Source organism: Pantoea sp. GW821-FHT03E06 (assembly GCF_059420725.1).
Map to the genome: position 1 here is coordinate 20,430 of NZ_JBWKUG010000003.1, position 18,582 is coordinate 39,011.

The 18,582-nt window shown below is 49.3% G+C and carries 23 protein-coding genes; 12 read left to right on the forward strand and 11 right to left on the reverse strand.

Annotated features, from left to right (window positions below):
• Positions 1-11 precede the first annotated feature (11 nt).
• Together AC07WB_RS23000 and AC07WB_RS23005 are read right to left on the reverse strand one after the other, a co-directional pair.
• Positions 12-509, reverse strand: a complete 498-nt coding sequence (locus AC07WB_RS23000) for a hypothetical protein (RefSeq protein WP_494941461.1) — start codon at positions 507-509, stop codon at positions 12-14.
• Positions 510-1,100, reverse strand: coding sequence for a hypothetical protein (locus tag AC07WB_RS23005; RefSeq protein WP_152929145.1), 591 nt, complete (start codon positions 1,098-1,100; stop codon positions 510-512). It lies immediately after the preceding gene.
• Positions 1,101-2,291: 1,191 nt separating this feature from the next.
• On the opposite strand from AC07WB_RS23005, the gene AC07WB_RS23010 reads away from it, so the two are divergent.
• Complete coding sequence (locus AC07WB_RS23010; RefSeq protein ID WP_494941462.1) at positions 2,292-2,513, forward strand: hypothetical protein; 222 nt, start codon at positions 2,292-2,294, stop codon at positions 2,511-2,513.
• Between the two features lie 514 nt (positions 2,514-3,027).
• Positions 3,028-3,234 carry a DUF2767 family protein gene (locus tag AC07WB_RS23015; protein WP_369817624.1) on the forward strand — a complete coding sequence of 69 codons (207 nt, stop codon included), beginning with the start codon at positions 3,028-3,030 and terminating at the stop codon, positions 3,232-3,234.
• A gap of 673 nt (positions 3,235-3,907) precedes the next feature.
• On the opposite strand, the gene AC07WB_RS23020 is transcribed toward AC07WB_RS23015, so the two are convergent.
• Entirely contained in the window at positions 3,908-4,093 is a 186-nt protein-coding gene (locus AC07WB_RS23020) for a con-10 family general stress protein (protein ID WP_072093450.1), read from the reverse strand.
• 398 nt (positions 4,094-4,491) lie between these two features.
• On the opposite strand from AC07WB_RS23020, the gene AC07WB_RS23025 reads away from it, so the two are divergent.
• The 4 genes from AC07WB_RS23025 to AC07WB_RS23040 all read left to right on the forward strand — a co-directional run bounded on the left by AC07WB_RS23025 (position 4,492) and on the right by AC07WB_RS23040 (position 7,422).
• On the forward strand, positions 4,492-5,094 hold the full coding sequence (locus AC07WB_RS23025; RefSeq protein ID WP_049852720.1) for a DUF2913 family protein: 603 nt from the start codon (positions 4,492-4,494) through the stop codon (positions 5,092-5,094).
• A gap of 633 nt (positions 5,095-5,727) precedes the next feature.
• Complete coding sequence (locus tag AC07WB_RS23030; RefSeq protein ID WP_235440750.1) at positions 5,728-6,015, forward strand: GNAT family N-acetyltransferase; 288 nt, start codon at positions 5,728-5,730, stop codon at positions 6,013-6,015.
• Positions 6,016-6,219: 204 nt separating this feature from the next.
• Positions 6,220-6,540: an ASCH domain-containing protein gene (locus AC07WB_RS23035; protein ID WP_442955905.1), complete on the forward strand. Its 321-nt coding sequence runs from the start codon at positions 6,220-6,222 to the stop codon at positions 6,538-6,540.
• 264 nt (positions 6,541-6,804) lie between these two features.
• Positions 6,805-7,422: a TetR/AcrR family transcriptional regulator gene (locus tag AC07WB_RS23040; protein ID WP_049852805.1), complete on the forward strand. Its 618-nt coding sequence runs from the start codon at positions 6,805-6,807 to the stop codon at positions 7,420-7,422.
• A 321-nt stretch (positions 7,423-7,743) separates the two neighbouring features.
• Here the strand turns inward: AC07WB_RS23040 and AC07WB_RS23045 are convergent, their stop codons facing one another.
• The 3 genes from AC07WB_RS23045 to AC07WB_RS23055 form a co-directional block, all read right to left on the reverse strand.
• Complete coding sequence (locus AC07WB_RS23045) at positions 7,744-8,046, reverse strand: hypothetical protein (RefSeq protein WP_235440749.1); 303 nt, start codon at positions 8,044-8,046, stop codon at positions 7,744-7,746.
• A 78-nt stretch (positions 8,047-8,124) separates the two neighbouring features.
• Positions 8,125-8,415, reverse strand: coding sequence for a hypothetical protein (locus tag AC07WB_RS23050; RefSeq protein ID WP_312464633.1), 291 nt, complete (start codon positions 8,413-8,415; stop codon positions 8,125-8,127).
• Between the two features lie 81 nt (positions 8,416-8,496).
• Positions 8,497-8,973 (reverse strand): hypothetical protein, encoded by a 477-nt coding sequence (locus tag AC07WB_RS23055; protein WP_494941463.1) that lies wholly within the window; start codon positions 8,971-8,973, stop codon positions 8,497-8,499.
• 121 nt (positions 8,974-9,094) lie between these two features.
• Between AC07WB_RS23055 and AC07WB_RS23060 the strand changes: the two genes are divergently transcribed.
• The 3 genes from AC07WB_RS23060 to AC07WB_RS23070 all read left to right on the forward strand — a co-directional run bounded on the left by AC07WB_RS23060 (position 9,095) and on the right by AC07WB_RS23070 (position 11,296).
• Positions 9,095-9,763, forward strand: coding sequence for a DUF3313 domain-containing protein (locus AC07WB_RS23060; protein WP_494941464.1), 669 nt, complete (start codon positions 9,095-9,097; stop codon positions 9,761-9,763).
• A 335-nt stretch (positions 9,764-10,098) separates the two neighbouring features.
• A complete protein-coding gene (locus AC07WB_RS23065) occupies positions 10,099-10,575 on the forward strand; it encodes a GNAT family N-acetyltransferase (protein WP_110412124.1) in 477 nt (158 codons plus the stop codon).
• Positions 10,576-10,825: 250 nt separating this feature from the next.
• Positions 10,826-11,296: a DUF1203 domain-containing protein gene (locus AC07WB_RS23070; protein WP_494941465.1), complete on the forward strand. Its 471-nt coding sequence runs from the start codon at positions 10,826-10,828 to the stop codon at positions 11,294-11,296.
• Positions 11,297-11,642: 346 nt separating this feature from the next.
• Here AC07WB_RS23070 and AC07WB_RS23075 read toward each other — a convergent pair whose 3' ends face one another.
• The 3 genes from AC07WB_RS23075 to AC07WB_RS23085 are packed head-to-tail and all read right to left on the reverse strand — an operon-like array spanning position 11,643 to position 15,198.
• Positions 11,643-13,106, reverse strand: coding sequence for a prolyl oligopeptidase family serine peptidase (locus AC07WB_RS23075; RefSeq protein ID WP_494941466.1), 1,464 nt, complete (start codon positions 13,104-13,106; stop codon positions 11,643-11,645).
• Positions 13,107-13,125: 19 nt separating this feature from the next.
• On the reverse strand, positions 13,126-14,487 hold the full coding sequence (locus AC07WB_RS23080; RefSeq protein WP_494941467.1) for a hypothetical protein: 1,362 nt from the start codon (positions 14,485-14,487) through the stop codon (positions 13,126-13,128).
• Positions 14,488-14,544: 57 nt separating this feature from the next.
• Complete coding sequence (locus tag AC07WB_RS23085; protein WP_494941468.1) at positions 14,545-15,198, reverse strand: O-methyltransferase; 654 nt, start codon at positions 15,196-15,198, stop codon at positions 14,545-14,547.
• Between the two features lie 118 nt (positions 15,199-15,316).
• Between AC07WB_RS23085 and AC07WB_RS23090 the strand changes: the two genes are divergently transcribed.
• Complete coding sequence (locus AC07WB_RS23090; protein ID WP_494941469.1) at positions 15,317-15,970, forward strand: TetR/AcrR family transcriptional regulator; 654 nt, start codon at positions 15,317-15,319, stop codon at positions 15,968-15,970.
• 227 nt (positions 15,971-16,197) lie between these two features.
• Here the strand turns inward: AC07WB_RS23090 and AC07WB_RS23095 are convergent, their stop codons facing one another.
• Entirely contained in the window at positions 16,198-16,599 is a 402-nt protein-coding gene (locus tag AC07WB_RS23095) for a RidA family protein (protein WP_494941470.1), read from the reverse strand.
• 140 nt (positions 16,600-16,739) lie between these two features.
• Here AC07WB_RS23095 and AC07WB_RS23100 point away from each other — a divergent pair, with 140 nt between their 5' ends.
• Entirely contained in the window at positions 16,740-17,342 is a 603-nt protein-coding gene (locus AC07WB_RS23100) for a TetR/AcrR family transcriptional regulator (protein ID WP_494941471.1), read from the forward strand.
• Between the two features lie 351 nt (positions 17,343-17,693).
• Here the strand turns inward: AC07WB_RS23100 and AC07WB_RS23105 are convergent, their stop codons facing one another.
• Complete coding sequence (locus AC07WB_RS23105; RefSeq protein WP_049852697.1) at positions 17,694-17,984, reverse strand: hypothetical protein; 291 nt, start codon at positions 17,982-17,984, stop codon at positions 17,694-17,696.
• Positions 17,985-18,215: 231 nt separating this feature from the next.
• On the opposite strand from AC07WB_RS23105, the gene AC07WB_RS23110 reads away from it, so the two are divergent.
• The gene (locus AC07WB_RS23110; protein ID WP_049852804.1) at positions 18,216-18,464 is read left to right on the forward strand and encodes a hypothetical protein; all 249 of its coding nucleotides are present in this window, start codon (positions 18,216-18,218) and stop codon (positions 18,462-18,464) included.
• Positions 18,465-18,582 lie beyond the last annotated feature (118 nt).

An 18,582-nucleotide genomic window follows, 5' to 3' on the forward strand; every position in this document is an offset into this window, starting at 1 on the left:
TGTGTTATTGATTATTTGCATTTTCCCGCATGCCATCTTGCCCACTGCCTGACCCGCGTAGTGGGGAATTTAATCAACTCACCATCAACCCTGAGGCCCTGTAAGCTGAGCACCCCATGTCTGTCATAGAAGAGCTCAAGCATTAAAGTTGGTGTGTGCGCATAAAGTATATTTATATGCCCGCTAAGGGCGTCTCCTGATCGAATCCAGCCTCCTGAACTCTCGTATGCACCATTTCTCACATCCTGGAGCTCTCCTGATGGCGCTTCGAGCGATACAATCAGCGCGGCATCATTGTCACAGGTTGCCCTTAACCAGTAATTATCCTCCATCGCCTTGACACTACAGACTGCTTCATTGAAATGGCATCGGTCTTCTGCTGAAGCATTAAATAACAGCAACTGAACCAGGACTAAAACCGTGAACCACACTGGCAGCAGGCGGAGCACTTTACCAGCAACCTGATGCTGCATATAAGGGTGTCCACCGTTCAAGTCGTTAATAAGCATTCAGCGTCCATCGAGCCGCGATATTAACCATTCTGTGAAGTGGCTAAGCGCAAGAAACGGCAGTGAAACAACAAGTGTGATCAGGTGCAAAAAACTTCGCCCGATTATCATCCCCTGTATTAGATTGAAAAGATGAGGTTCCTCAGATTCTGGTTCTGGACTGAAGTTTTCCGTGCACGGGAGCGTTAAGAGCGCATAGTGCGGAACGCTTACAATAACTTTTTTTACCCATCGATAATTTTGAATCAGTGAGGTGACTGTCATACTCTCTGATACACGGGTACCATTCTCAAGTGCTTTGCCAAAACGGAATCCCGCACCTTCGAACAAAAGATCCTGCCTTATGAGATTGGACGGGTCATTCTCGATAAATACAGTCCGGATATGTTCTATCTGCGTGCGATCAGGCAGTGACGTGGCCCAGCATACCAGCTTCATCATGATCCAGGTGCCCATGCCTTGCCCTCGCAGGTGTGGTGTTAGTGACAGGCCTTCAGGAGCAATTTCCAGCTTGCCGGGGCGAAAGAAAGTTCCCGGGCGGTAAACTGCCGAGACCATGCCAGGCTTAAGCAGGTTATATCCCGGTACCATTATGTGCCAACGGATATTAAACGTGACTGCGGAAGGGGTCCATAAGTTCGAATGTCCATGTTCTAGCCATGACTCTACGAGGATGCGGGTTAGATTGGGTTGATCTTTGCCAGGCTCAGTTGAAGTCAACGTGAGTATTTGAGTTTTTATTCGGGAGCACTTAATCATTGTCAGAATCAGTTTCCTGGTAAAGGTTGGCAAAAGGTAGCACTGATTTTTTTATTATTTATTCCTTAACAAATAGCTTCTTTGGGAACCAACTGCCTCAATATTTTCTGAAAATTAACAAAAAATATGTGTCCCTGCAGTTATCCGGTACACATCAGTGTTTCTGTTTCCGCAGATGATCAAGTCAGAATCCTGAATAGCGGGCTTCTGCATTCAACGGCAGGCGTCCCCGATGATGGCAGAAGGGGCAGGGACAGGCTGATCCGGAACTGTTCGCCCTGCACCTCGGCGGGCGTGGGATGACCGGGACCTGCAGTTCCTCAGAACCTTTATGCAAGCCCGCGAGAAAGAAAACTTTTTAGAATTGACGCCCGCCAGCTACTGTGACTTTGTACCTTACCAGGTCGTAACGCCGGTGCGTAAAGCGGCCAATTATTCCATCCGCCCGGGCGCGAGGTCTCGGCCATAAGGCCATACCCGATTTACAACCAGGCAGAGAGCGTTACCTTCATGACCTCCGTAGCGTCAGGCAGTTTCTGAAGCAGGATGGTCCTTGCCTGACGGAGTAGCGCGTTATGTCAGCGCTCTGCCCCGACGCTCGATGTCATTCCTGACGCCATAAGCCAGCTCTTCCCCCGCAATTAAGGCCGCCGGTACCTGACCATGTAATGCAGGGCGGCAGTAGAACGGAGTTCATTTTACATATGGACGCTTTCGTAACAGGCATCAGGCGCCTGTCAGCCTTTCTATCGATAATTTTGATGATGGCACCGCGTGGCTTTCGCTTCTTGCGGAGAGAAACGTCGGGTTTTCACCGGTGCGCGTGCCGGTTTATCAGTGAAGAGGAATCATTTTTTCATTCGATTTTTTCAGAGTAAATGCTTTGTCACTGATGCGATATGATCTTGATTTCTAGCTTTTTCATCTGAAATTGTCATCTTCCTGAACTATCCTTTATTGGGATTTGTCCTACTTCTGCCTATTTTACTGAAGGAGACATGGAGTGTGAGGGTCACGAGAAGAATGGCATGGATTACGGTTTTTTTATTTTGTCTTATTATTTGGGGGCTTATAGCTACAGGGGTCACCTATGCTACTAACAGCCTTACAGGAAAACCCAGAATCGAACCGGTTGAGAAACCTAAGGTTGTTGATATTGAAAAAATAAAAAAACTCGATCTTAATGACAAGCAGAAAAGGTTCATAGATTCACTTACCGAGCAACCGCAAAAGAAGTCTGATTAAGAAAAAGCTGCTTAGCGGCTTTTTTCCTCTAAAATCTAACTTGCCAACAGTAATCAGAAATTTAAAGCAAGGAAAACAGAAAGGTATAACTAACCAACAAACGGACGAGTCTGATTCTGGCAGGGAAAAAATTTGTGCTATAAACATTTTGTGAGTCCCTTACCAAGGGGAAGGGCTCCAGCCAATCTGCATAAGAAATATAACTATCATTATCACGATTGTCATAAAGGCTGGCAGCAATAGATAACGCATGGCAATTTCCCTTACGATATTCACTGAACGAATGATAATTATGAGCTTAGCTTTTAATAATTAGCAGTCAATCTGTAACGAATCGTCACCATTAAAGCGCAGAATATAAGAGGAGTTTGGGAGGGGAATTCTTCATCCTTTACGGATAAATGAGTATTTAAAGGATTATTTCTGTGGTCAGGTCCGCTAAGTTTTAATCAAATTGTGAATAAACTATTAATGTACTTTTTTAGTTAAATGAATAGTGATCGGGAGGTGGATTTTGAATTCAACGCAATTAGATGAGCTGTATAATGAGATGTGCCGTGTGGTTGGAGATCTTGTTTTCATACTCCATGATCATGGAGAAGAGTCAAAACAAATCGTTATCGCGGATGCATTAAGAGCCGCGTTAGCACAGAAACACCCCGAGCGGCCGGAGATACTCATCAAAGCAATGAAAGCTGCACTGGGTGTGTTGGATAAGTAAAATAATTATCGTCGTTGGCGCAAACGTATAGTTTCTTGGCGTTATGACGGATTGGTGACGGCTTCTTAGGCTTTAAATTTTGATAATTTTTTACTATTTAAAGCTTCAGTGAGCGTAACAAAAGAGCCTGCTAAAAGCAGGCTCAAAGTCTTTCAAATGGTAAAATCATCTCGTTAGCAACACGTTTGCTGTGTGTTCCGTCACTATAATAGCAATCTTAGTTAGTCTGGTAATAAATTTTTTGATGATAATCATTTGCTAAGATGATTTGGATTTTTGATGCAAAAAAAGCCCCGGCGACGGGGCAGCTGATTACCGCGTCCATCTATGCAGGCTACGGGGTAGATGATTTAATCTTAGTCACACAACACTTTCATGCACTATTAAAGTAGCTCTTACCTGGATACGTTTATAGAGTAAGTTCTGCGATTACCTGAATCATTTTTGCATCACATGGGCCGCTGGTCGGCGTTAGATTGCGAGTTCAGGTCAGGCATCTTAATTATTTTAAACAGGATCATGAATCATCTACGATGCATAACACCCCAAAAAGATGATTTTTATCAGAGAGATATTTGTGATGGGCATTGTTAGTAATGAAATAATACCGGTAAAAATTGACGGTGGTTTATTAAAACATGCCAATCCATGGCGAAAAAAATCCTAAGGCACCTTACTCAGACTTTTTTGGAGGACGTCGGCTTATTTGGCCACCTTTCCGACCCGCTTCAACGGCTCTTTCAGGATTATTTTTGAAATTACCACCACTGGCTTTGCCTCCTGCGCTTCCAGCTTCTTTAGCTCGTTCCGGATTGTTAGCAAAATTCCCTGCGCCGCCTCTGTAGCTCTGTTTGTTCATAGGAAGACCTCTTATCAATGTTCCATTAGATTTAAGGACTAGCTAGTCACATCACTAACTGTAGTAGGCCGTTACGGTTATGTCATTCAGGCAAAGACAGGTAAAGCTGTAAAAAAAAACAGCTATCAGCAAGCATTAAGAGAAGAAAGCAGAAAATGGTTCGGAGCAATAAATATTCACAAATACCGGGAAAAATCCCGGAACAATTTCTGGGACATCATCAATACATAACTTAAAATCTTTCTGTTTCAATGTCTTCTTATCCTTTTTTTCTGCAGTTATCAGGATAGCAATCGTTTGCTTTAGTGCTGCAGCGGTTCAACCGATCACCATTACTGCTCTACAATGTTGAATAAAGCACGGTTAAATCATGCCGGTTCGGCATCAACAGGAAGAGCATGGATAAAGTTAACTTTAACGTCAGTCATTTTGCCTGGTGTGGACTGATAGCCCTTCATATTGCGCGCCGCGACGGCCTAGTCAACACGCCGGCGCAGGAAAACCTTTTTATATCGCGTTGGCTTGCTACCGCTGAAAAGCAGTGCCGCTTTCCGAAAGAACATGCGAACGACATCCGCTGGCTTCTGAAGGAGAGTCGTGAGAAGGGCCAGCAGGCGGACCTGGCAGGTAAGCTCGATTATCTCTGGCGCTCCGGCAGTGGCGAGCTTCGTGCACAGAATGACTTATTCCGATTGCAGCACGCACTTCAGGCGATGAAGCTCAATGGCTGGCTGTATATGCTGCTGAGCGAGTCTGAGTGGAACGGACGGCGACAGCTGCAACTAAGTACGTCCGTGCCCGGTATTTATGTTAATCGCAGGGTGCTGGATAACGGCTTCAGTGAATGGGGACAGCAGATACGCCCTCTGCCTGTACGCATAACAGGAGAGTTGAGTGTGATTGATACGCTGCTCCTGCGCTCAGGCTGGCGGCGAGAACCGGTAGTTGGGCCGGACCCGCTACTGTACCAGCTTATTTCGGAAAATCTTAACGCCGCGTAACAAAAATCTGAACGCATAATCCAGGAGCAGCATCCAGGTTTTCCTCTCCAAGGGAAGCATTATCGGTAGGTAGTTATGCTTTTTAAGATGGAATACATATACCAATAACCCATCTCAATAGATGCCTGCGTCGCTTACGCCATCGCGACAAAGCTCAGCGACGTCGCCAGGGAGTCACTAATATCGTGTTTTGTTCCTAAAGCAACCGACAGTTGGCAGATGCGGGAGATTCTCAATTCTGAGAAAAAAAGAGGGCCAGGACGGCCCTTAAGAAATTCGGCATTGCAAACGTTCATCTAAATGGTGGCAGACTGTGGAGCAGTCGCTTTTTTGTTATCGGACTCAGATAGATAAACCTTTAGCTTTTTCTTATGTATAAATATTATGTGAATAATAAAAATTAAGATTCAGGATTTTCAGGTGCTAACAGCACGTAGTTCTGCGTGGTTTTTTTCACTCACCTTGCATCAAATCCCATCATGCTCCTAATAGCTGAAAGGTCAGTTACTCATTTCTTGCCCACATAACAAGTGTATATCTGTCCCGTAACCCTGTGGATAAATGTGGTTCTTCCTTACTACGGCAGGGGTTCAGGGGGGGTTGTATGTTTTTTAATCAATCGTAGCCCGGACCGTGTTTAATTTGGATGCGCGGTTTTACAGCTCAACCAGAGAGTTAACGTGCGTTTCAATTAGCGGGCTTGTCATCCTGATTGTCATCAAACACAACTGCTTGTATGTTGACGAGAAAAAGCGAGGCGTAGGAGCAGGAAAGTCGCTTATAGAAGCTATCCGGGACGAAGCTACGGAAAAATCATGGGCGAAAGTTTACTGGATCACTCGTGAATCCAATCCAACTCGAGCGCTCTACGATCGGTTGGCTGTTCTGGAGGATTTTGTCCGCTACACCATCAAGGTATGAAGTGGGCGTAAGCGATTCGCAACAGCGCTTTTATGTTAAAAACGTGACGCATGTCAGGTACCAGGAAAAAAGATACCGGCTGCGCTTATGTGCCCGCTGAGAAAGCCGATAACGGTAGTGTGCCTCACCAGGGGTATACACTGATACTGCTGCTGTATGTGCTGAAGGCTCCCGCTGCGGGGAGCCTTTTTTTCGCCGGAGGTAATGTCATTGCAGAATCTTGAGATCGTGCCACGTCTGCTGCCGGACGTTCGCGCAGGCAGGAAACTTCATACCATCCGCTGGCGGGAGCGCGAAATTGTGCCGGGCCCGATGCTTTACGTAAACGTGCGGGATGCCTCCGACACGGTCATGGTGTGGGTCACGCGCGTTGAAAGGATGCCGCTTTCTGACGTCGCTGCCAAACTTGGGAAAAGCACGGATTGGCCGGATGCCGAACTGCTGGAAAAGATGCGTGAGCACTACCCGCGCATAGAGATGGATTCCGAGGTCGTGGTCATCCACCATTTACCGCCTGAGGCGTAAGTTGGTGGCAGGGTTGTTAGTTTATTGTGGCAGAACCTACCTGTCGCCATAATTTGACGTCCGCCTATCGCGGTGAGCTCAAAGCGGACGTTGCCACGCGCGCATGTCGGCTCTGGGCCAGAAGCAGACGTTTGTAAGTCTGCATTCCATTAACTATGAGGCAGCTGTTCAAAGTCAGCAATTTGGATGCTGAAACTAAAAATGCGCGCCTTTAATGAACCGTGTGGTTCTGTTAATATTGGCTTGTTTACAGGGAGAAACCACATGCGAACACTGACTGAAAAGAAACGAACTGACATCCTGAATGCTGCAACGAAAGTCTTTCTCGAGCAGGGGTACGAACGAGCCTCAATGGAAGGAGTGGCCAGAACGGCAGAGTGCTCCAAGGCCACGCTCTATAACTACTTCAGTTCCAAGGAAAGCCTTCTTGACGCCGTCGTCAGGGCCTACGGCACCAACTTTCTGACGCGTGCTGCGGACGATCTTTACAGTCAGGACAGCCGTCATCTCCCCCTGCCTGAGAGGCTGCAGCGATTTGGTGAAGGCATGCTGGGCGCCATGACGTCGGACTGGAAGGGACTTCAGCTCTACCGCATGGTCATCGGCGAGGCGGGGCATTCCGGCATTGGTGATATTTTCTACGAGTCCGGCGTCCGGGAAAGCATGAACGCCCTGTCGGCGCTGATGGAGCAGCATATTGAAGCTGGTGACCTGCAGCCTGCACGCCCCGACCTGCGTGCGAAACAGTTTTCTGCGCTGGTGAAGGCCGAAGCGGACGAGCTCTTTCTCCGGCACGATATGCCGGTTTACACCCGTGGGGATATCGTCGCTATGGTGCAAAGTGCCGTAGAGGTTTTCATGGCTGGCGCGTCACCGCGTTGACAGAGCGACCTCCGCCCTTAAGATTCAGCATATTCGCTTGACTGTTTTTAATTCATATATAAACTGATACGTACAGTTTATATATGAGCGAGGTGCGTTAATGCTTAATCGTTTTTTAGTGGTGGCCGCTGTTGCCGTGGGGTCGTTTGTGCTGAGCGGCTGCGTTTCTTTATTCTGAGGATCTGACATGCGTTTTGTTTACAGTCTCGTGACCGGTATGGCCGTGCTGATGCTTTCCGGGTGTCTTACCATCGGCAGCCACATCTGAATCTCTCCAGCCCGCCCTCCGGCGGGCCTTTCACCCACTCCGCCTGAGCGAAGTCAGAATGACGCCCCTGTCAGCACGAGGACAATAAGGGCGCTGATGGCCAGAGCCACCAGGGTCTCAGCAATAAGCAGCGTCATCAGCGAGTTCTGGCGAACACCCCAGGCACCTTCGGCATATTTCCGTTCGCGGCGGGCCTTAACGCGCCGGATGTGGACGACTTGAGCAATGTTACTGATGACGCGCCACCACATAATCATGACGGTTATGACCAGGGTGCCAAATAAAATCAGGATGCTTATCATGCTCCAGTCCATCCAGGAGACATTCCCGTTAATCTCTGACAGTTTCTCAATCACGTTGAGGCCCTCTTTTAAATTCCCGTTTTAGCGCTATGGCTTACGCTTCCGTATAAACTTATCCCGCCAAAGCTGTTCTCACCAGAGAGTGACGTTGTGGAGCGCCCGCAGAAGCAGCGCACACAGCGCGTCAGTGACAAGGCATTCCGCCACGAGGACTACCTGCAGCGGTTCTGATGAGGTCCCCCACACCCTGACGGCATAGTACCTGGCCCGTCGCTTCCCGAGCCGGCGCAGGCGGTACATCTCCCTGAGGTTGCCGGCGGTTCTCAGCAGGGCGTACGTCAGGGCGGTCAGCATGAAGCCATACACAATCCACTGACGCGGCGGCGTATTTCCCAGCGACTCCGCTACCAGCCAGCCTTCCATCAGGCAAATCCGGCATCAGACGCGCTCAGAATCCAGCCGGCAATAAAGACAAGCGCCAGAATGGCCTGAGCAGTAATACCTTCATACCCGTGCCTCCGTCCCATACTGGCTCAGAAAATCAGCTGTTCTTCGCCGGACCTCTTTGCGCAGCAGCACTTTATCCTGCTGAACACCGGCCATAACGCTCCGTAACTCCCAGGTCAGCATCAGGTAGGCGTGTGCCATTTCGCCGGAGGGCCGACAGCGCAACTCTCCGCGGAGCATTGCCGTATCAATGACGCTCCGGACATAGTCAGCCGCCGGCGTAAAAGCCTCCCAGCGGCGCTGGCTTCCGGCTTCACCGCATTTCTGCAGCGTCAGCATCATTCTTATCAGCCTCCGCCGGACCGGAAAGCCGGAATAGCGGAGCGGCAGACTCCAGGTAAAAACAGCACTTTCTGTTTTCCCCTGATTTACGAATGCGGGCGCGTCTTCCCTCTGTGCCCGGGAAATCACCTGCTGAGGACAGGTCTCGTTTGTGAAGCCTGTCGCTGGAAATCCCGGGTAAATGGAAAACATGCCACGCTCCTGAGCTGAAATTTACGGACACGAACTGAAACATTTTCTTGACAGGGTCATGATAATCCATAATAACTACACCGTACAGTTCATTATATAAAAAGTAACCGGAGAAATATTCATGCCCCGTCTTTTCAGAAACCTGTCCCGCGCGCTGATCCTGACCGCCGTCGTTGCCACCGCGGGATGTTCATCCACCTCCCCGGTAAAATATTCCGGCATTGAAACCACATCCCGGATGACCCCCAATACGACTGATGACAGCGACCGCATCCCTTTCCGCTACACCACTCCGGTTGACTGGAGTAAATACCGGAGCATTATCATCGACCCCGTCGAAATCTACGGCGGCAGCGACGCGCAGTTTAACGACCTGCCTCAGGAGGACAGGCGCAATCTGGCAGACTACATGCAGAAGAAGTTTACCGAAGTGCTGGCGAAGAAGTTTACTGTTAATACCCATGCCGGAAGAGCCCCTTGCCTCCGTCTTAAGCTGACGCTCACCGGAGCGGACACCACGCCTCAGGTTGTGGGCACCTTCACAAAATTCGACCTCGCCGGCGGACCTTATAACATCGTTCAGTCAGTGCGCGGCGGCCGCGGCCTGATGAGCGGGTACGTTAACTATGCCGTGGAGGTAAAAGATGCCGCGACCGGCGAGCTGCTGCTGGCCTACGTGGCGGAGCAGTATCCTAACGCCATGAACGTGGGTGCAACGTTTGGCTCAATGAGCGCGGCAGAGACCGGAGTGGACAAAGGCGCAGAGCAGCTGCTGGAAAAACTGCGTTAAGGCGATGATAAGAACATCACGGCCTGTGAGCAGAGGGCCCTGCCAGTGTTTCTATCGCTGCACTGGCAGGATATGGATTAAGCCATTATTCACAACAGCTATCCTCTCGCCAAAAGGGGTGTGGTGAATTATCAATGTCCGCTCCTCGCTCATAGCGGACCTTTGTAATAGTCAAACTGCCCGCTTTGTGCCAGTAGCGGACATTGAGTATCACTTTCATGTAATCGATCGGGAGTGTTGTTATTCCATAAACGAATAATTTGACGTTACATTGCTATTGGCGCTATTAGTATGGTCCTTTCTGTCTGTATGACTTCCTCAATAAGGATTAAAAGATGGTCTCGTTTCGCTCAATGACAGAAGAAGAGTACTCTGCTTATCTTGAATATTTCATTCCTGATTATGCCATTGAGATAGCGTCAAATTATAGAATGTCTAGAAGTGATTCTCTAACGATGGCCAGGCAGGAAATATCAAAATTGCTCGCGGAAGGAGTGAATACGCACGGACAAATTTTACTGTCCATTTTCGCGAAATTAGCTGTATTTGAGAGGCACGTAGGCTATCTCTGGTACAAACCAGATGCGGCAATGCGCACAGTATTTATCTATGATTTTCATATTTTTAATTCACTTCAGGGAGAGGGATTGGGTAAACAGGCTCTTCGCGCTTTTGAAGAGGATCTTCAGGATAAGGGTTTTAAAGAGATTAGACTTCGCGTAGCTGGAGATAATGCCCGTGCTTTCCATGTATACGAGAGCAGCGGTTTTGGAGTAACGGGTATCAATATGAGCAAGGCAATCGTGCGTTAGGATATTAAATAACAGAATCAGTAATTGAAAACTACGCCTGCTTTCGCTCGCAGCGGACCTTCAGTTCAGTCCGATGGTCCGCTACGTGCCAAGAGCTGAAGTAGCTAACAACAATCTGTGTTGATCACAGGGGAGCGGCTCATCATGCGAAAATTTTATACTCGTCAATAACCAATATTTCCCTGACCGGAAACAGCGAGTTTCTTCTTAGAAAAACCACTAAGGTGATGCTGATACCACTGGAGGCATCATGAAATATAGAATTTCTGGCCTTAGAGCCGAGCAGTTTACTCATCTTTTTGGGCGTAGCGATGGCTATCTGGGAAGATACGGAGCAGTAAGACAAACTGTCACTAGTTACCCCGGTTATCCTGACAGAATCTCATTATGCGATATACCTGTTGGCGAAACCGCTCTGCTTATCAACCACATTTATCAGCCAGCTGATACACCCTATCGCGGCTCTAATGCAATATATATAAGGGAGGGATGTACCGAGCAAGGAATTTATATCAACGAATTACCTGAAGTTATAAATGGCAGAGTCCTTTCATTACGGGCATATAACGAAAAACACTTTCTAAGAAAGGCAGATATTTGCGAGGGCCAATCTGTAGAAAATCTCATAGAGATTTTCTTTGCCGACCCGCAGATTAGCTATATCCATATACACAATGCGAAACAGGGATGCTACGCATGTTTGGCTGAGCGTTTTGAATAAGCTCATGAAATAAGATAGATGATCTGCTCCCAAATGATTAACAAATATTCATACTACTAAATCACCAAGCTGCCAATCACGAAGGTCCGCTTTTCGCTCATAGCGGACCGTTACCTCGTCCGCTTCGTGCCAGGAGCGGACATAATTGTCTTGAGAAACAGACATAGACGTCTTTCATCAAAGGTGAATACAATCTGGCCTAATAACTTATGCTTTTTAGATTGTGCCAGCGATTGCAACAACCGCTAATAAAACACTTGTAAAAATATTATGCAGAAAAAGAAAAAAGGCCCCTCTTAAGGAGTGTAAGGCCTTTTATGTAAAGCGTTTTGTTAACCTTAAATTCTCATCTTTTCTTCTGACTGAATAACCATTCTCTTGCGGTCTGGATGTAAAAGAATTTACGCGCAGAAGCCATGTGATCAATACCTTTAAAGGTCAGAAACGTAATATTCGCCTTTTCATCTAAGTACTTTTTGACCTGATTATTTAAACTTTGCTGACGGTTTATCGGGAAGATAAGAGCAGGATCCAACTGCTCACCAGGACGAGTGACTTTTGCTCCCGCCTTTTCCCAGAAAGGCACACATTTTTCATTCCATGGTGTTGCTTTATTGTCTTCCGAGCCCGTAATGATCAGCAGGTTTTGATCGGCTAGCGTGAGGACATCTTTAGGACGCTGCTGGCCAGCGATGATCAGTCCGGCCGCAAAGGTTTCTGGATGTCTGGCCATCAGCCACAGAGAGGTCATTGCGCCCATGGACCATCCGGTGCAGTAGACTCTGGAAGCATCGATTTTCAGCACCTTATCCCGGCGATCCTCAAGATTGGGATTACCATAATCCCAGGTATTGCTCAGCAGTGACTGAACCAGTCGCCAGGTGTTTTCAACATCACTGGTGTGCTCCCAGTAATCATTCATGGTGGTGCGTTCATAGCGTGGCGTGATGATCACACATTCACGCTTTTCCTGTTCTTCAGGCTGACTCCAGATTGAAGCGATGCACTGTTCGGTCAGCGTCTGAGCACAAGTCCCGTCGTAACTGGTGCCGGAGTGCGTGATCGCCAGCAGCAGAGGGTAAGACTTGTTTTCGCCGCCGGGCTGCAGGAAAGATTTAGGTAAGTAAATGCTGTATTCGAGCCATGCCGAGCGCGCATCATCCCACCACCAGTGACTCTGCTCCCAGTCATCCACCCCGCGTATAACAGTATTGGTTCTCTGCCCGTCACTGTTTGACCAGACAGTGTTGCTGGCTGCATAGCTTTGTCCCCCCAGAGTTTTGACGTTTTTCACCTGAATAAGTGAAACTTTGTCGCTGTCGGTGGTAGGCAGGCTGAGATCTGCGTCATGGCTGAATTCAATAATCACAAATTGGCCGGTCACGCTGGATTGGCTGGCTAAAAGAGCCGGTTGCGTATTGGTATAAATGGCGTTGACCGCCCGCATCACGGGGGCAGCTTGTGTATCATTTTTATCTGGTTCATTCGGCATACCGGCAAAGAACCCCTCTGCGGCAGGAACCACCCCGGCTTTATAGGTATCCTTCCGTAAACTTTGAGGATCAATGTCCGCATCATACTCAGCTGCAATACCGTAAACTTTCTCGCCGCCACCCGTGACTTCACACAGCGCATAAACACGCTGCAGGCCAGGTCCTTTCGGCGTTCTGTCTTTGTCATCGCTGACTGCCGCCGCCATAAAGCCGTTTTTGTTTGCTGCATCGGCAGCCCTTGGGAGCACCGTGGCAGAAAGCGCGCCAGCCAGTGCGGTGCCGGCAACCATAAATGTTCTTCGTGACATATCTGACATATCGAATTCCTTAAAAATGTTACGCCGACAATGCCTGCAAATGGTTCAACAAACTGACGATGGCTTGCACGGCATGTTCACCTTCACCAGGCGCAAAGGGCGATGAGCGTGCTTCGTAAGTCAATCTTTGATAACCGGAGATATCTGGCAAGTATTTTGCTGCTCCATCAACCATCGTTATGACAAACGTCTGAGCAAAGGGAGAAGCGGCACGGATACGTTCACCGAGAATAGCGGAGAGTTCAGGCTGGACACCGACCATGACAATGCTCCCCCACTGCAGGAGTACAACAGGCAAGGTAACCGGCGTGCTGGGCACATAATCAAAAGTGGTAACCGGACCTGTCGCTGCATTGTGTGGGCTAAATTTCACTCCTTTTAACGCAATCAGATGGCGTTCAATTCGATATACATTGGCAGGTTCAGGTTTGATGCTCTGAGCAATTCGGACCACCTCTTCACCAAGTTTTTGCCCCAGTAACGCCAGCTGCACGAAGCCTTTTTCATGCTCATCCGTACGACCAACGCTGCCATCAGCATGGACGACATGGCGGCTTGCCTGAAAATTTGGCACCTGGTCGCCCGCACACCCGACCAGATAAAACGCCACTGCGGTGTCTCCGAAATGACGCTCCACATAATGACTGACAGCACCCGCAAGGTCGGCACTCACTAAACGCCCACCGTTTGCAGTCTGAGACGCATCCATCACGGCGGGCTGAACCGCATAGTTGATGAGAATGGCAAGCGGCTGATTATTCAGCGTGTTGATTGTTACCACCCCGACGTGAGGGTCCGAAAACCCCGTGTCGTCTGCACCCAACCACCAACCATAAGGCGTGGAGATATCGCGATTAACACCAATAAGGCTGATGCCGTTGCCCATGCCGATAATGGCCGGTTGCAATGTGTCCATCGCCTGCTGAGTCGCGCGGCGTAATGCTTTTTTAAATGCCTCAAGCACTGCGTGAGTTTTGGGCATCTGCTGATCGCCGGTAAAAATGTGTGGAGTAGAGAACGAGTGACTGGCTGTAATAATAATGCACTCAGCTTTTACGCCAGTGATTTCAGACACCACAGCTTTCATCTGAGTAATCACCGCCTCCGTCAGAGACGTTATATCGACAACCACAATAGCCTGCCGATCACGCCCCTTCTCTATCAGTAAAACGCGCGTATTGAGTGGGTCATGCTCTGCGGTGAAGTCATCGATCGGAAACAGATCGGTTAGCGTGATGTTTGAACGGCCAGCACCCGCGCTTAACTGAGCATCATCGACTGTCGCGGCACCAGCGATGGCAGGCATCACGAGCGCTAGCGCGCTTAAACCGATACCGGCCTCAATGAAACGTCTACGGCTGAACATCGTCAATTCCAACATCCCTTACTTCAGACAGATTAGTGAAAAATGCACGCTTTATGATCAAGATGAAGCCTGTCATGCGATCTTCACTGCCAGTTCAGTGCCCCGCTTGATGGGCAACGTCACGGATATGAAACCGTTGGCAGGGTCGCGGATATAGTCGAGAAAATCAGGCTCAGCATTATCGTTGAGCACGTAGCCACCCACGCGTAATTGCGGTGCCATGATTTCAATAATTTGTCTGGCCAGCGTTGGGCCTTCAGCCAATGGCCAGCCATCAATAAGTACAAAATCCACCGGGCCATCCACATCTTTCAGTGTCTCGCGGGCATCGCCAATTCGGATGTCGACATAACTGTCCAGTCCTGCAGCGGCCAGATTGCGGTAAGCCGTGGCAGCTTTAGCAGAGACCAGTTCTGCTCCCACCACCTGCCCACCGCCATTGTCCCGCATGGCGGCAGCAAAATAGATCGCCGACATGCCAACTGACGTAGCAAAATCAACCACGCGCGTGGCTTTCATCGCGCGACACAGCAGGTAAATCAGGTCTCCCTGTTCAGGGTGGATTGAAAAGCCGTAATCAGCAAACAGCTCAGGATCAGGCGCGCCCGGCCCCTCAAACGCTGATGCATCTGGACGTTTGCGGCGTGCATTCATCTCTTCAAGTACCGCTAAAATCACAGGGTCTCGCAGGGCGGAAGAGTGATAATTTTCCAATGAGGATTTCATAAAATAATCATCCGGGATGAAGGTACACTATGTGCATCGATGAAAATATCTTCGCCAAATTTATGGTACTTATCAAGTACCATAATTACAAAATGCTGACTGGATTGTGTAATCAAAGATGAAATTGAATGACTCCTCGTCCTCACCTACGCGCGGCCGACCAAGAATTCTGGACGATACACAGCGCCGTCAGGCCATCATAGAAAACGCTTATCGGGCGTTCGTGGAGTTGGGCTTCGCAGAAACCAGCACAGCTGAAGTCGCCCGGCGCGCCAAAATATCCAAACGCACCCTTTATGAGATATTCAGTGATAAAAAAGCGTTATTTGCTGCAGTGATCAGTGAATACCGCCATTTGTTACTCGACCTGCCCAGGCCGGTTGATGAACAGTGCTCCGTCGAGGAGAGCCTGTTCCGTATTTTCCGACTCGATATCAGCAACGATGAAAAACTGGAACGCGAAGCGATCCTGCGGTTGATGACACGAGAATCAATTCTTTTTCCCGAGCTTTCTGATTACCTTTACGAAACGAAAGCAGTGAAATCTCGGGAATTGCTGATGGAATGGTTACTTAAAACAGCCGGTGAGCGCGGCCTGCATCTTGAGGATGTCGAAGTTTTGGCGGGTTTACTCATGGATGTTGTTTTTGGTGCTTTATTGCCACATAGTCGGCCGTCAGGAATGGAGGATCGAAGGATCATTGCAGAGCACATTAAAAAACGCATTGAGATTATTTTGCTGGGAATTGGATGGCTAAAGAGTTCTTTCTAGTTATCTAACTGGTTACATGTGGAGAACATTGAGTTGAGAAGATAATACCTAACCTCCAATACTGAACTTATCGGCGCAAAACGAATAAAATGGGGATGCCGGACTGATTTAGTTTTGAAGTTGCATCAAAATATTGAAGTCCGCAGTGTGCCAGAAGCAGACATAGTTGACCTGTTTGCAAATTTACACACAGATATCGGTTCTCCTGATATCTGTGTGTGGAGTTTTCATTCCTGATGTATAGGAATTCGGGCGATAACTTTTATCTCAAAATCAAAGCCCGCCAGCCAGTTAACACCCACGGCTGTCCAGTTCGGATACGGGGGCTCCGGGAAAACGGTTTGTTTCACCTGCATAATGGTTGGAAATTGATTCTCAGGGTCGGTATGAAAGGTTGTCACATCGATAAGATCATCAAACGTACATCCTGCAGCGGTAAGTGTGGCCTTAAGATTATCGAAGGCACGCTCTACCTGCGTTGCAAAGTTGGGTTCAGGTGTACCGTCTTCCCGGCTACCCACCTGACCGGAAACAAACAGTAAATCACCAGAGCGGATCGCGGCAGAATAACCATGCTTCTCATAAAGAGCGTGGCGATTTGCAGGGAAAACGGGTTTCGGTTGGTTCATAACGTATCCTTTCTTTGAATGTGCGCCAGCGGGTGCACGGCATAAATAAATGAATTAATATACGCGGCGTATGTAAACTTAATCACACATACGCCGCGTATGTCAAACTTCATACGCTGCGTATATTGCAAGGAGTCCGGATGTCTGCCAAACGCCGCGCCGAAATGATGGAAGAAACCCGCACAAAGTTGATTGCGGCCGCACGAAAAGCCTTCGCCGAAAAAGGATTTGCAGCAGCATCGATGGATGATTTGACCGCCAGCGTGGGCCTGACGCGCGGGGCTCTGTACCATAATTTTGGGGATAAAAAAGGGTTACTTGCCGCGGTGGTTACTCAGATTGATTCTGAAATGGCTCGAAGCGCCAAAAGTGCAGCGGCACATTCCGGTGATGACCAGCAAAAGCTTCTGGCTGAAGGGATAGCCTATATCAGGATGGCGCTGGATGAAGAAGTCCGGCGCATCGTTCTGCTTGATGGGCCGGCTTTTCTTGGAGATCCTACAAAATGGCCGAGTCAGAATAACTGCCTCGACGCCACTCGCGAAAGCATTTCAGAACTGATTGAGCGCGGCTTAATCCAACCGGTAGATGTAGATGCCACCGCCTGGCTGTTAAACGGTGCCGCACTGAACGCCGCTCAATGGGTGGCCGCCAGCGAAGATCCGCAGCATGCATTACCAAAAGCGATTCAGGTTTTTACCCTGTTGGTAAATGGCTTACTGAAGGATGCCACGCTTCCATAATTCTTTCATACGCAACCTGAATGTTCGTGAGTCTGTGCAGCACGTTCTGACGTCGGTTTCTTCGGGTCATCAGTGCAGTTTGAAAATCACAGAAGGCCATTTTAAAAAGACTTTCACGCCTCTTGATAATAAAGAGCTTTGCGTAACACTCTTTGTGCAGCTTATTGGGATATTTCAGTACTCAGGCCGATTGTGTACAAACAGGCCTGAAAAACTAACGTCCGCCTTTCGCTCAAAGCAGCCGGTCAGAGAAAGGCACTTTTTCGATACTCTGGTTATTTTGACTGCAGCCGTGAAATGGTCAGTCAGCAGGATTCACCCTCGCTGTCGCTGTTTAAAACTTCATTCAGACTAATCCCGTACCTCAATGTGAATAACAGTTACCGGCTCACCGTGGCTGCCGGTAGTGTAGTGGCGCTCCGCTGTACGGATTAAGGTGCTGCGTTGCTCCAGCAAATCAGCGATTTCACGGAGCTTTTCTGCCAGGCAGGGAGGTGAAAACGGGAGGTAGGTCGGGGGAAGGGCTCTGGCCATTTGTTGTGTTCCGCAATTATCGGGTGTGTACATCATATCTTCGGCTGCCGGCAGCGTTTCATGAGCGCCGTCATAAAGGGTGCCTGATTGCTCCCTTAAAAAGTGCATGCAACCTCCCTCCCTGCCGTCGGGCGGCGCCGTGACTTCACCTTAGCCGGGCCGCTTCGTCCGAAAGGTAGGCTTCGCCTCGTAACTCACCCGTTCCCCGCCGGTCGCGGGACATTCAGTCCGCTCCGGCGGCGCGTGCGGCTTCGTCCCTCGACCCTGCGTACTGCGCACTGGCCCGGCTGGCGTGACGTCACGGCGCTGATGCCGTGCAACCTGCAAACCGGAGTGACCATGAATCAACCTCATACAACTGGCCAGCTGGCCGAACAGCTGCAGCGCTTTGCGCCAGATACGCCCTGCGTGGTGCACCTGTGGGTATCCGATGACTTCGACGACGTGGCGCCGGAGCTGACGCACGGGGAGGTGCTGGCCACGATCGCGCTGGCCGACGCCACGCTCGATGCAGACGTCAGTCTCAGCTGGTATTTCCTGCGACACTGCGCCGACACCATTCTGGCCGCAAGGGAGGAACGCTGCTGAAGGGAGCCGACCCCGTGCGGCCTTTCCCGTGCTGACGCACGTAAAAAGGCTGTCGCTGCGCTCCGCATTATGGCCGTCTCCTCTACTGCGCGCCGGCAACGGCGGGCATAAGCGCCGT